This window comes from Virgibacillus oceani, from assembly GCF_014638995.1.
Classification (GTDB): Bacteria; Bacillota; Bacilli; order Bacillales; family Amphibacillaceae; genus Virgibacillus_E; species Virgibacillus_E oceani.
In genome coordinates, this window is the sequence record NZ_BMFR01000020.1 from 1 (window position 1) to 13,524 (window position 13,524).

General features: G+C 36.9%; 9 protein-coding genes. 3 read left to right on the forward strand and 6 right to left on the reverse strand.

The features are described from left to right. Positions 1 to 309: 309 nt before the first annotated feature. Positions 310 to 3,405 carry an MMPL family transporter gene (locus tag IEV74_RS16875; RefSeq protein WP_188456543.1) on the reverse strand — a complete coding sequence of 1,032 codons (3,096 nt, stop codon included), beginning with the start codon at positions 3,403 to 3,405 and terminating at the stop codon, positions 310 to 312. Next, positions 3,402 to 3,857: a MarR family winged helix-turn-helix transcriptional regulator gene (locus IEV74_RS16880; protein ID WP_229683229.1), complete on the reverse strand. Its 456-nt coding sequence runs from the start codon at positions 3,855 to 3,857 to the stop codon at positions 3,402 to 3,404. The genes IEV74_RS16875 and IEV74_RS16880 overlap by 4 nt, the downstream gene beginning before the upstream one ends. 587 nt (positions 3,858 to 4,444) lie before the next feature. Here IEV74_RS16880 and IEV74_RS16885 point away from each other — a divergent pair. From IEV74_RS16885 to IEV74_RS16895, 3 genes are all read left to right on the forward strand, one after another. Further along, positions 4,445 to 5,443: an ABC transporter substrate-binding protein gene (locus IEV74_RS16885; RefSeq protein WP_188456544.1), complete on the forward strand. Its 999-nt coding sequence runs from the start codon at positions 4,445 to 4,447 to the stop codon at positions 5,441 to 5,443. A 93-nt stretch (positions 5,444 to 5,536) separates the two neighbouring features. Then, the gene (locus IEV74_RS16890; protein ID WP_188456545.1) at positions 5,537 to 6,397 is read left to right on the forward strand and encodes an ABC transporter permease; all 861 of its coding nucleotides are present in this window, start codon (positions 5,537 to 5,539) and stop codon (positions 6,395 to 6,397) included. Next, the gene (locus tag IEV74_RS16895) at positions 6,394 to 7,602 is read left to right on the forward strand and encodes a quaternary amine ABC transporter ATP-binding protein (protein ID WP_188456546.1); all 1,209 of its coding nucleotides are present in this window, start codon (positions 6,394 to 6,396) and stop codon (positions 7,600 to 7,602) included. The genes IEV74_RS16890 and IEV74_RS16895 overlap by 4 nt, the downstream gene beginning before the upstream one ends. Before the next feature lie 254 nt (positions 7,603 to 7,856). On the opposite strand, the gene IEV74_RS16900 is transcribed toward IEV74_RS16895, so the two are convergent. From IEV74_RS16900 to IEV74_RS16915, 4 genes are all read right to left on the reverse strand, one after another. Further along, positions 7,857 to 8,999: a Ger(x)C family spore germination protein gene (locus IEV74_RS16900; protein WP_188456547.1), complete on the reverse strand. Its 1,143-nt coding sequence runs from the start codon at positions 8,997 to 8,999 to the stop codon at positions 7,857 to 7,859. Then, the gene (locus IEV74_RS16905) at positions 8,996 to 10,114 is read right to left on the reverse strand and encodes a GerAB/ArcD/ProY family transporter (RefSeq protein WP_188456548.1); all 1,119 of its coding nucleotides are present in this window, start codon (positions 10,112 to 10,114) and stop codon (positions 8,996 to 8,998) included. Before IEV74_RS16905 ends, IEV74_RS16900 begins: the two co-directional genes overlap by 4 nt. 8 nt (positions 10,115 to 10,122) lie before the next feature. Continuing rightward, the gene (locus IEV74_RS16910; protein WP_188456549.1) at positions 10,123 to 11,631 is read right to left on the reverse strand and encodes a spore germination protein; all 1,509 of its coding nucleotides are present in this window, start codon (positions 11,629 to 11,631) and stop codon (positions 10,123 to 10,125) included. A 699-nt stretch (positions 11,632 to 12,330) separates the two neighbouring features. Next, entirely contained in the window at positions 12,331 to 13,320 is a 990-nt protein-coding gene (locus IEV74_RS16915) for a TDT family transporter (RefSeq protein WP_188456550.1), read from the reverse strand. Positions 13,321 to 13,524 lie beyond the last annotated feature (204 nt).

Sequence of the window (13,524 nt, forward strand, 5' to 3'; positions counted from 1 at the left end):
AAATCTTGCCCTACAAGCTGCTTGATAACTTAATAAATTAATGTGTCTAATTTTTCGGGGTCACTTCACGTCAGCGTGAGGAGGCTCATCAGCCGCCCACGGAAAGCGTAGTGTATACGGGCTGCGGGACCAAAGAGCGTCCAAAATGATGCAAAATCACCACAAGCATTTATGTCGCAGTTTACGGACAATTAGCTACAGGGATCACGAATACCCAAAAAGAGAAATCCGAACTAATATAGGAATTAGTTCGGATTTCTTTTTTACTAAAATACTTTTGTCCCAGACACTTAATAGTAATTTCATTAATTATTTCCTTTTAAACGGCCACCAGTTTACATTGCCAAATAGTCGTACCATGACTGGAACAAATAAAGGCAGCATTACGAATGCATATAAGAACAATCCCGTCAATACTACGGTTGCAATTTGCAATAAAGATAGCACACCAGATGGGAGCATGGCACCAAATGTTCCGCCTAGTATAACGGCAGCAGAAATGATGACCGTTCCCATGTTTTTCATTGAATGTAACAATGCATCCTTGATCTTGAATTCCCCGTATTCATTAAATCGATCCATTAAGAAAATACTGTAATCGATACCTAATGCCATAAGCATAACAAATGCAAAGAATGGAATTGCCCACGTTAGACCGTCGAAGTCGAGTAATTGAACGAAAAGCAATTCAGCGACACCCATTGAAGTGAAGTAAGTTAAAATGAGTGATCCGATTAAATAGATCGGCATAACTAATGATCTTAATAAAATAACTAAAACAATGAAAATCCCGGCAATCATCAGAAATACTGTGCGAGAGTAATCGGCATCAGAAATATTTTGCAAATCGTTATTTGTACTGCTTATACCACCAAGCTTCGGTTCGCTATCTGCAAAAACTGTTTCCTGTTTTGCATCGTTTACTTTGCCTTCAATCTTATCCACCATATGAATTGCCGCGGTTGAATATGGATTATGCGTTAAGACAACCTCGAATTTTGTTATCGTTTTATCGTCAGAAAGATACGGTTTTGTACCCTCGATAAAGTCTTCATTTTCAAGTGCCTCTTCAGGAATGACAACAACTGGTTTATTAGAATCAGTGTTGAATTCCCCGAGATAACCTTGAACATCTGTTAGTCCATCATTAATTTGTTTCAATCCGTCAGAGCTATCTGATAATCCGCCAGATAACTGACTTAATTGATCCTGCATATCAGCAAATGCGGTTTTTAGTTCCTCTTGACCACCGTAAATTTGTGATAGCCCATCTTGCAGGCTAGGTATATTGTTAACTACCTGATTCTGCCCATTTGCTGCCTGGTTTAGACCGGACTGAAGCTGCTCGATACCGGTAATCAATTTCCCTATGCCAACTGAAAGCTGTTCCTGGCCAGCGATTGATTCGCTGAAGCCTTTGTTAAGTTTGTTTAGTGGAGCAATAACTTGTTCCTTTAATTTTGATTGAATTTCAGTCATTGATCCAGCTTGTTCCTGCATTTTCTCAAGCGTCTTGAATGCAGTCATGAAATCTTGATCATTTTGCAAATCTGGATTATTGCTAAGAACATCCTCCAAGCTATTGTAAGCAGTTTTTATGCCTGATACCAGTTTATCCGAGCCGACAAACTGTTTTTCAACACCTTCCAGCCCATCAGCTATTCCTTGATATCCAGCCAACAATTGCTTATTACCTGCAATCGTTTTATCCAAATTCTCCTTAATTGTATTTAAATTAGCTTTTATTTCACCCGCACCTTGTGAGCCGGATTCAATACCATCCTGGATTTGCGTCAAGGCGGTACTAATCTCACCAATGCCATTATTGGCATCCTGTGTCCCTTGCATTAGCTGGTCTACACCGTTTTGTGCTTCTTTTAATTGTGGTGCTGATTTATCCAGTTCTGTTGCTGCTTCTTGCAAACCCGATTGTATTTGTTGGAGCCCATCTGTACTTTGATTAATTCCATCGGCTAGCATTCCTGTTTGTTTTTGTGCCAGAAAATCTTCTATAATTTGACCAGCTGGACGAGTAGCACTGCGAACCTGATCAACACCGTCGATTTGAGCAATTTCTTGTGATATACTTTCAATTGCTTGGTATTCTTTGACAGTATCGATTGGTTCATCGGTTTCCATCACAACTGATGTTGGCATGGTTTGACCAGGTCCGAAGCTGTCTGCAATCCAATTAAATCCTTTTACTGATCCGTATTCATCACCGATTTCCTCCAGTGAGTTATACGATTTATCTCCATCATACGTTAGCAAAAATGGCAGCGTAATGACCGCGACAATGAATAAAGCAATTACGGGTCTTCCCCAGGCAAATTTCCCCGCGGTTCCCCACAAGCGGCTTTCTTTATGTGCAACATTTTTATCAAATGGCCAAAATAGCTTTTTTCCTAAAACAACTAAGAAAAATGGAACCAACGTTGCGAGAGCTATTAGAACAACGGCTACACCTACCGCAACCGCTACAGCTGATTGATAAAGTGAGAATGTAGACAATCCAATAGTTGAAAAACCGATTAATACAGCTAAGCCGGCGAAGAAAATGGTTTTACCACCGGATTTATAGGTTGTTGCGACTGCATCTTTAATTGAATCATGCTTAGCAATTTCTTCCTTAAACCTGCTGATTAACAAAATACAATAGTCCGTTCCGATACCGAACATGACCGCTACCATAAAAATTTGTGTAAATGTTGATAATGGGAAACCAGCAGTGTCCGCTAAAATAGAAACGATCCCTTGGGCTGCAAGGTAACTGATTCCAACCGTCAACAACGGTATAAAAGGTGCGACGAATGATTTGAATACAACAAATAATATAATTAAAATTAACCCAACTGTGATTAGCTCTGTTTTCTTTAAACCTTCCTCGGAGTTTTTAAGTATATCCTGCTGAATTAGCTGTTCACCGGTTAAATAGTGCTCTACTTCAATGTTCTCAACCGTTTCGCTTATTTTTTTTCGCGATTCTTCAATATCCTGATTTTCCAATGATAGCTGAAAAGGAACCATAATAGTTTTTCCATCTTCAGAAACGGTTTGATCTGCAATTGCTGGATCCTCATAGAATGCCAGAATATCGGAAATTGCAAGCTTATCCTGATTTTTATTTAATTGCTTGATTGCTTTTTCAATTTTTTCTTTTTCAGTATTATCCAGTCCGTTATCATCATGGAAAACGAGAACCGTACTTGTAGTGTTTTTGTTTTCGTCCTGTGACATATCATTTATTAATGCTTGCGCTTCCTGTGATGTATATCCCTCAGGAACGGTTATTTGCCCTTTCTCTGCCACTAAATCCTGCAGATTCGGGGAAAAAATAAACAATAATGCTGCAGCAGCAACCCATATAAATGCTATGAACCAGCGAAAACGTATGATGTGTTTCATGAATTTACTCCCCTTTGATCATTGTCCATAACAGATGCTAATTTTTCTAAGGAACGAATAAATGATTGGATTTCCTCATCATCAAAATGTGTTAGGTTTTTACCAATCGCTGCATATACTTCATCTTCTGTGTAATGAACAAGCTCAATGCCTTTCTCTGTAACATGCAAATAAACATTACGCCTGTCACTCTCATCCCGATTTCTTTCGATTAAACCTTTTTCGTATAATCGATTTATTTGTGCTGTAACGGCGCTTTTGCCAACACCGAATTCATGCGCAATATCCGTACTGGTGCATTGCTTATGTTTTTGAATGTATTGAAGTGTGGAAAATTGATCCGTCGTAATATCTGAATGAATTTTATCTTTCATAATAATATTTACATTGCGATAGACCCTGTTCATTGCATCCTGATAACGATTAATTAGCTCCTTTAACTCTATTTGCAAAAAACTGCACCTGCCTTCATTTAGTTATGCGAATAGTTCATTAGTTGAATAGTTCACCTATTGAACTATTCTATACTATCAAATTTAAGATTGAATTGGCAACCTATTTTCATATTGTCACAAAATAGGCAATTTTTGGTTTACGTTTTTATTATTCGGGTAAATAGCTATTACACTATTAAACGCAGTTTGACATTATGGAGTTATATGGAGCATTTGCTTCCATATGGCTAATAGACATGATTATATACAAGCTAAGACTATGTAATCGACAATAATCTCTTTTTTTCGAGCATTATCCCGTTTGTATTAAAATTTTAGGTTCGATACAATTAATAATGTTGTTCAGTTACATTATGTTCATCGTAATTCCTTTTGAATCCTCCACAGGTTTATAGTTTCGAACACATAATCCTCATCCGTAAAAATGAAATGTATATTTCAAACAGTGCCTAAATAAAACTTCAATCAGAAGATATGCGTAATGGTACACGGATAATTTTTAAATAATTCAATATATTGGTAATTATTTTCTTTTGTATTTTCATTATGGAAGAAAAAAATTTAATAAGAAATGGGGAAATAAAATGAAGAAGTTAATCGTTTTGTCTGCTGCTGCTTTCCTATTAGTACTTTCTGCCTGCAGTGGTTCAGATGAGGCAAGCGGTGATATTGATAAAATTACTTTTGCCGATGCGGGTTGGGATAGTATTCGTATTCACAATAATATTGCTCGTAAAATAATAGAAGAGGGCTATGGTATTGATACGGAAGTAACACCGGGTTCAACTGCAGCTACTTTTCAAGGGCTGCGTGAAGGAGATATCAATGTCTATATGGAAGCGTGGACAGATAACATTAAAGAAATTTACACAGAAGCAATTGATGAAGGGGATATAAAGGAAGTATCTGTAAATTTCGATGATAATGTACAAGGGTTATATGTACCAACATATGTTATCGAGGGTGATGAGGAACGCGGTATCGAACCAATGGCACCTGATTTAAAAACGGTGGAGGATCTTAAGAAGTATCCCGAATTGTTTGCCGACCCAGCGGAGCCTGATAAAGGCCGGTTAATCAATGCCCCAAGCGGCTGGGCAGTGGAGAAAGCAATCTCTGAAAAAATGGAAGCATATGGACTAAATGATACATTTGTAAACTTTAAACCTGGATCAGATGCTGCCATTGTTGCATCATTAACAGATGCAATTAATGCTGGTGAAGCATGGGTTGGGTACTATTGGTCCCCAACAGCAGTAACTGCTAAATACGATTTAACATTGCTCGTGGAACCTGAGTACGATAAAGAAGTATTTGAGGAAACCAAAGCAACTGAATTTCCACCGAACGATGTTACTGTCGCTGTTCATAAAGATTTACCTGAACAAGCACCAGAAATTGTCGACTTCCTTGGCAATTACGAAACATCAAGTGCTTTGACTGAGGAAGCACTTAAGTATATGGATGAAAATCAGGCTTCTGCTGAAGAAGCGGCAGTATGGTGGATGAATAAGCATGAAGATTTATGGACTAGTTGGGTTCCAGAAGATGTAGCAGAAAAAGTAAAAGAATCCATGAAGTAACATATCCTAAGCAGCCGGTCTAATAGGTTGGCTGCTTTTCTAATTTAATGAAAAAAGTGAGGTGAATAGGCTGTTTTCATTGACAGTCTGTCTATGGGAAGTTTTCCGGATATAACTACTCAGTTAGGAGATTATGTGGAGGAATTTGTCGATTTTCTAGATTCTTCACTGGAAGGTTTTTTTGATTTTATTTACCTTTTATCCTCTGAAATTATTAATGGCATTGAAACAACACTCTTATGGATGCCATGGTGGACATTTATTCTTGTAATCTTTTTACTTGGCTGGTATTTTAAATCATTATTTTCTGGTGTATTGTACAGTATATTTATTTTCCTTATTGGCACGTTCGGTTTGTGGGAGGATATGATGACTACAATTGCAGTGGTATTAACTGCAGTAATTATCTCACTGGTAATTGGTATACCACTTGGAATTTGGATGGCGTTTAGTAAAGGATTTTCAACCGTTATGCGGCCAATTCTTGATGCTATGCAGACGATGCCCAGCTTCGTCTATCTAATTCCTGCAATTTTCTTCTTTGGATTAGGAAACATTTCTGCAATCGCTGCGACGTTAATTTATGCATTACCCCCAGTAATAAGACTAACCGAGCTAGCTATACGCGGTGTTGATAAAGAGGTAATCGAATCTGCCCAATCATTTGGATCATCGAAATGGCAAATGCTGCGTAAAATTCAATTACCGCAAGCACTACCTACCATAATGGCTGGTGTTAACCAAACAACGATGATGGCACTTGCGATGGTTGTAATTGCTTCAATGGTAGGGGCACAAGGATTAGGTGAGCAGGTATTAGTTTCGATTAATCGTATCGATATTTCACTAGGGTTTGAAGCAGGTATTAGTATTGTATTTTTAGCAATTATAATTGACCGCGTGACGAACGGAATCGCCGATAAACTCCAGAAGCATAGGAGGATAAGTGAATGACAACAAAAATAAAGCTTGAGAATGTATCTAAAATATTTGGATCTAAGCCCAAGTCTGTTATTCCAATGATCAAGGATGGTATGGAGAAAAACGAAATTTTGGAGAAAACGGGTCATACAGTTGGTGTATATGATGCATCGATGGAAATAAAGCAAGGAGAAATCTTTGTAATTATGGGTTTATCAGGAAGCGGAAAATCCACTTTAATTCGATGCTTTAATTTGTTAAATAAACCAACAAATGGATCGATTTTTATTGATGGGGAAGACATTGTTAAATACAATAGTACCGAATTAAAACGTGTAAGACAGGAAAAGGTTGCAATGGTTTTCCAGCATTTTGGTCTGTTTAATCATCGTACGGTATTGGCAAATGTGGAGTACGGACTGGAAATACGTAATGTCTCAAAAGAGGAACGTCAGGAAATTGCCCGTAAGAATATAGAAAATGTAGGATTGAAAGGGTACGAGGATAAATATCCAGAACAGCTGTCAGGTGGAATGCAGCAGCGTGTTGGATTAGCAAGAGCACTTGCGAATGATCCTGATATTTTGCTAATGGATGAACCATTTAGTGCGTTGGACCCTTTAATTCGTCGCGAAATGCAGCTGGAATTATTGGACATTCAAGAACGCTTACAAAAAACAATCATCTTTATAACACATGATGTAAATGAGGCATTTAAAATTGGTGATCGGGTAGCGGTAATGAAGGACGGTAAGGTTGTTCAGGTCGGTACACCGGAGGAAATAATCGAAGAGCCTGCAAACGATTATATATCCGATTTTATTAAGGACATTGATCGTTCAAAGGTGTTCCAGGCTGAGCACGTTATGATTAAACCAAATGCACTTGTCTCAATGAAGGATGGATTAAATGTTGCGATCAAAGAAATGGAAGAAAACAATATTTCCAGTGTGTTTGCAGTAGATCGCGGGAGACATGTAAAAGGAATTGTTACGATAGACGATGCAATTGCTGGAATAAAGGAAAAGAAAACGTTAGAGGATGTTTTGCGTACTGATATTACGGTTGTTCAACGGGATGAATATGTCAACGATTTAATTGCCAAAACGCTGGAATCCAAATTTCCATTAGCTGTTGTAAATGAAGAAGATAAGCTGATCGGCTTCATTTTGCGTGTACATGTATTGTCTGGATTAGTTGCAGAGGATGTAAATGAGAGTGAAGATTATATTGGATAAGTGGCTAGGACAAAAAGCATTTTAGTCAAAGGAGAAATCCGAACTGTGAATTCTTCCATTAGAATTTGTATTAGTTCGGATTTCTCTTTTTTGGTATTCATTATGTTTTTACCGTTGGAAATACAACGCTTTAACCATCCAATCCTGTAACAAGTCAACTTTTAAGCCAAAGTTTCAGTTATACCACAGTCCCACTTTTCGAAATTAATTAAGCACAATCTTTTAATCCAAACCATAAATCAACTATAGTTTCTTTATGGTGTAGTTCCGTGATGAAGAATCCGTACATTAACTTTAAAATCAACTTTTATTGTTGGAAATTTGTCCCTCCAATCTGAATCCGTAAGATTGCCACTCGGTTTTTTCGTACGATAGATATTTCCGTAACCAAATGGATCCGCGTTCATTTCCTGTAACTTACTTAAAAGTTTCTCATATTGCTGCTTAATATCCTTTTCTATCTCTTTTTCAAAAAGTTTGATAACCTTTGGATTTTTGATGTTAATATCTTCCGTTAACTCTAATAAACTAACATCCAAATTTATGTTTGTCTGGAATTTAAGGTTTTGTACGTCAACCATTTTGGTTTTGCTTTCACCATTTATCACTGTCATAACAATATAAAAATTATCTTCTGCGTGACCATCCTGGTTTGACTTTCTCTGAAACTTATCAAAGGGTTTCTGAGGTAATGAAATTTCTAATGGTGCTACATTGAATGTTTTGTTGTACAAATTTAATAAAAGCGTTTCATCCAACGATATTTGCCCAACAAGTTTATCCCCTTGAAAAATGGCCATGGCTGTTATCGCCGGGGCATCGTCTTTTATTGATAATATCGGTAAGTAAGGATCTTGTCCCTTGTCGTAAAACATGTGAACAAAATCCTGCAATGTAACACGCGGTATCGTGTCATCTTTAATATTTCGTTCAATAAGGTCATGTAAAAATTTCCCAATATTCATGCCGGATTCTTGATTTTGTGTAGAAGTAATTATTTCATTTGCGGTCGTTGCGCTTACGGTTAAATACATTGTATCAGAGACTCTTGCGTCACGAATTAGTGTATCCAAATAGCGCAACAAACCTTTTTCAGCAGTAGTTTTGCCGTAAATCTCCAAGCGGATTTGACCTGGCGTCAACTGGAAGTTACTCTTGAAATTAGCCTTATTACGGGCATTTTTTATAGTATTTCCAACTCCTGTAATTGTTTTGGATATATTCTGATCCCTGGAATTAAATTTTAAAAATACTAATGTTGTTTCAATTTTATCATTTTCCATAATATCCACACCACGGGTATTTATGATTCCAAGCTCCTCTATTGGTTTCGGCTGCACACATCCAGTGAGAAGAACCATTAACAGTACCAACATACCTAATAACGTATTTTTCATTTCCCCTCACTTCCCTTTTTATTCTTTCGAAAACGCTTTTTTAATAGTACAAGCGGTAATAGCAAGAATGGATAAACATATGTGATCCAAAACCCAATTCTGGCAACTTGATCTGTTAAAGCAATTACCAGATAGTGATAGGAAATAAACCCGCAAATAACTAAAAGAATGAACGAAGTAAGATATAATGTTGTTTTTTGGGGTATTTTATACAAACGTTTTAATCCGTAAGTTATGGCCCACATCAATAACATCATAGTGGTTAAGACCACCATCATCCATACTGCAACAAAGATGTAATCAAATCGTTCTACAAATGGAAACGTTACGATTTTATAAAGTGATAAGACAGACCACTCCAAATGCTCAAGCTGATGCGGGCTGAAATAGCCAATTGCTATTACAGTATTAATTAACACGATTCCAGCCGACCAGCATGCACCTAGATAGACAGGAAATTTAGCCTTGCCCTTGTTTTGTATGAAGGGATAAAGGAAAAAGAGTATTTCAAAACCCATAAATGTATAGGATGTTGCTTTTGCCCCTTTGAATAATTCGATAATGGAAGCATGGAACATGGGTTGAAAATGCGTCATATCCATTCTCATAACTGGTTCATAAAGAAGAAACAAAAGCCAGTGAGTTAGAAAAAAGATGATAAACACAATACCAATGACTACCCGAATGCCACCAAGTACACCGTAAATGATCAATGATAGCAATAGAAATCCGATAATAAGGGAGCTTAATTCCGGAAAAATAAAAATCTGTACTACCTCAATATACGTAACAAGGACAGACAGCAACGCTATTGTAATGTGAACAATATATAACGTTCCCAGTGCCTTCCCAATCCATTTTCCAAACACATCAACCTGAATTCCCAATATATCAGCGTTTTCATATTGATTTAGAATTCGAAACATGACAAATAATACGAGCAATAGATAAACAAGCGCAATTATAATCGATATCCATGAATCCTGGCGTGCTTCTGTGAAAATATACATAGGAGCACCCAAGAGTCCAACACCTATTTGGATGGATACAATAATGAAAAATAAATAAAACGCCCGGATACGTATATTTTCCTTTATGGTTACATTAACATCCACAGATCCACCTACTCATCTATATCGTGCTTTTTAATTGCCTCACGCTTTTTAAAACGAAGTAAATCTTTCGGTCTGAATGACAAAAAACGTTTATATTGATATGCGTATGGTGCACGGTATAAAGCTTTATTTAAATCAGCCCAGCGAAATGGGTATACAGGTGCAAGATAGGGTTCGCCTAATGACTTAATTTTTAATAAATGAATTATTAAAAAACAGATACCATAAATAATTCCTATTAGACCGAACATTCCTGCTAAAAATATCATTGGAAAACGAATGACACGGATAGTTGTTCCCATTAAATAGCTGGGTGCTGTGAACGATGCAAGTGCACTCATCGCAATGACGATTATTAGTATACTGCTTGTTAATCCCGCTTGAACAACCGCCTGCCCGATAATTACCCCGCCAACGATACCAATTGTCTGCCCGACTTTAGTAGGAAGCCTTGCACCGGCCTCACGCAAGAGTTCAATTAAAAATTCAAGAATTAATGCCTCAATTATTGGCGGAAATGGAACAACTGCCCTGGATTGTCCAAGTGTAATAAGCTCACGGGGGGGAATTAATTCATAATGATACGTTACAGCTGCAACATATAGTGGTGTTAAAATGACGGAAATAAACATTGCAACAAAGCGTAATATCCTTAAAAATGAGCCCATATTCCAGCGCATATATAAATCTTCTGTTGATTCTAAAAAACTGAATAGTGTTGAAGGAGCCAATATTCCTGTTGGACTGTTTTCAACTAATACACCAATTCGTCCTTTACCAACTGTGTAACAAAATCGATCAGGCAATTCAGTTGTATAAAATTGCGGAAAAATCGTTGATGATGAATCCTCTATATATTGTGACAACACATTACTATCCTCTATTTCATCAACATCTAAATCTTGAAGTCTCTGTCTCATTGTATTTACATGTGTTTCATTAGCTATAGATTTCATATAAATTAGACGAACCTCACGGGGGGCTCTTTTTCCAATTAAAATCTTCTCTAACACTAAGTCCGTTGATCGTAAGCTCCACCGGACAACATTTAGATTTGTAATCAAAGATTCCGTGAAAGCTATCTGCGGGCCAAGTACGACTGTTTCATTTTCAGGCTTTGATACTTGGCGCTTTTCTTTATGTATTAATGCATAAGAAATAGCAGCATCTTCGTCTTCTACATAAACAAAGGCTTCACCAATAATTAAATTTCGCAATATATCTTCAAGCTTATTGGCAGTAGCTGCAGGAGATAATGGAATTTCATTTTTTATAGTTGGTCCGGTCCACTCTTTATCTATTTTCAGTAACGGTTCTAGTAAAAAGTTTTCCACTTTATCCGGGTCTGTTTGATAAGATATAAAAAAAACGGCAATCTTTTTGTTGTTCTGCTCATACGTATTAAATGTTAAATCTGGGTTTTTTTCGAACTTATCTTTAATAATTTTTTTAAGCTCATCAATCTTCAGTGGGAAAATAGAATCCGTATTTGTTTTACGATTTCGATTTCTTCTCATACGTACCTCCTGCTATAACGATCGCTGTATATTAGTATGTGAAAAAATACATAAAATATAATAGCAACAAAAAAAGAGGCAGGGACATAACTAAAATGTTTGCCTCAAAATGACGTACGATTATAGGGATAGGGAGTTTAGAACGTATTTTTCTACTGTAAGATCATAATATTTAGTTGACGTAAAATGCGACGTAATATTCTCGGGTCGCCAGCCGGAATCGTGCTTTTCTGAGCAGGAGTCACCGCCCGCAGCGATGCCGGACTGGTGAAGTGATATGATAAGATATCAACTCTAGTTAGTGGTATTATTGTAACTCTAATACCACAGATGTTTTGCTTAATGATTCCTTTTATTTATGTAAAACAAAGTCAGTAAATATGCATATGCACTTACTAGCAGCCCGTATACACGGAGACTCCTGTGGGAGATGAGGTATCGGTGAGACCCCGGAGTGCGTAAGCACGAGGAGGCTCATCAGCCGCCCACGGAAAGCGAAGTGTATACGGGCTGCGGAATCGAAGAGCATCGCAAAATGTAATACTTACAATCGCAGTTTACGGACAATTAGCAGTAAGTATTCCAAATACCTAAAAAGAAAAATCCGAACTAATACAAATTCTAATTGAAGAATTCATAGTTCGGATTTTTCTTTGACTAAAATACTTTTGTCCCGGCCACGACTATGCATGCTGATTGTTATTGTATTTGCCTATTTTTCCCTGCAGAAAAAGCTTCTATACGCGATTTTGCATATACTGCGATTTGTCCAATTAATGCCAGTAATACAACCCAAGCCCAAAAGCGCATGAATTGTTCTTGGAATTGAAAAAGATGATCGTCTATTGGATAAAAAGGATTTTTGTGCATCACTAATGAAAAGGTATAAAACATGCCAAAGGTAAAGTTTCGGGACCACTGAGTTATTTGATAAGTAAATATTCCTTTGTTCCAGCCGTATAATTTAATACGTTTTATTGCTCGAATTACCTCAATAGCCTCCACGATAATTAATAAAGCAAATACGATTATCCAAAAAACTGTCACAAATTCTGGTGTAAAGGTATTTGTCGTAACAATGGCTAAACCTGTAATCGATAATGCACCATGGATAATACAGTTTGTGTTTGCCCAGTCATCTGCTAATGTCCAACCTTTTTGTCTTATATAGCGATTTCCTATTAACATCATACCTGCCAGATAAAATATGAATCCTAAAATAATGATTGCTTCAGAAAAGTATACTGGAAATCTAAAAAATACGTTATTTAACAGGATAATAATAGATTGTGTTCCAACTGTAGATAACAATATTGCGCCGTGTACCGGGTAGTCCTGATGATCGGATAAAAGCTGTTTAAAGTTGTAGAAACAATTCATCAGAAAGAACAACCATAAAAACGTGTTCAGTATTCCCATCGCCTGGGTAATCAGCAAAATTTCCGGGAAGTATTTAATGAATACATTACATAAAACGGAAACACCTGCAATCCAAGTGCCAATTACAAATGAATTGACGGGGTGCTGAATAAATGGAATTAAAAAATCGCGATGAAAAAATTGGACAGACAGTGATTTGTAAATAACAATCCATGTAATAAGCAGCATAAAAGCTAAATATTTTCCTATTTGGATATCCAGAAAAGGAAAAGCATCTACCGCACCAATCAAAAAAATTCCATTAGCCATAATAATTGCACCCGATGCGGGCTCGATCTTTTTATAAGGCCCCTTCAGTAACATTGTTAACACATCCAATCAAAAACACTTTTAATAATCTCGTATAAAAAATAGCATGGGGTTGCGCGAATTTCTGTGAAAAATATCACAATTATAGGCTTTACAAGAAACAACAAAATAAATTATACCATTTCTGACACATTTATTAACCCC

Excerpts from the sequence above, each read along its gene's own strand:
- IEV74_RS16910 (WP_188456549.1), bottom strand. The coding sequence starts at position 11,631 with ATGAGAAGAAATCGAAATCGTAAAACAAATACGGATTCTATTTTCCCA.
- IEV74_RS16915 (WP_188456550.1), bottom strand. The coding sequence starts at position 13,320 with ATGGCTAATGGAATTTTTTTGATTGGTGCGGTAGATGCTTTTCCTTTT.
- IEV74_RS16890 (WP_188456545.1), top strand. The coding sequence starts at position 5,537 with ATGGGAAGTTTTCCGGATATAACTACTCAGTTAGGAGATTATGTGGAG.
- IEV74_RS16885 (WP_188456544.1), top strand. The coding sequence starts at position 4,445 with ATGAAGAAGTTAATCGTTTTGTCTGCTGCTGCTTTCCTATTAGTACTT.
- IEV74_RS16900 (WP_188456547.1), bottom strand. The coding sequence starts at position 8,999 with ATGAAAAATACGTTATTAGGTATGTTGGTACTGTTAATGGTTCTTCTC.
- IEV74_RS16875 (WP_188456543.1), bottom strand. The coding sequence starts at position 3,405 with ATGAAACACATCATACGTTTTCGCTGGTTCATAGCATTTATATGGGTT.
- IEV74_RS16895 (WP_188456546.1), top strand. The coding sequence starts at position 6,394 with ATGACAACAAAAATAAAGCTTGAGAATGTATCTAAAATATTTGGATCT.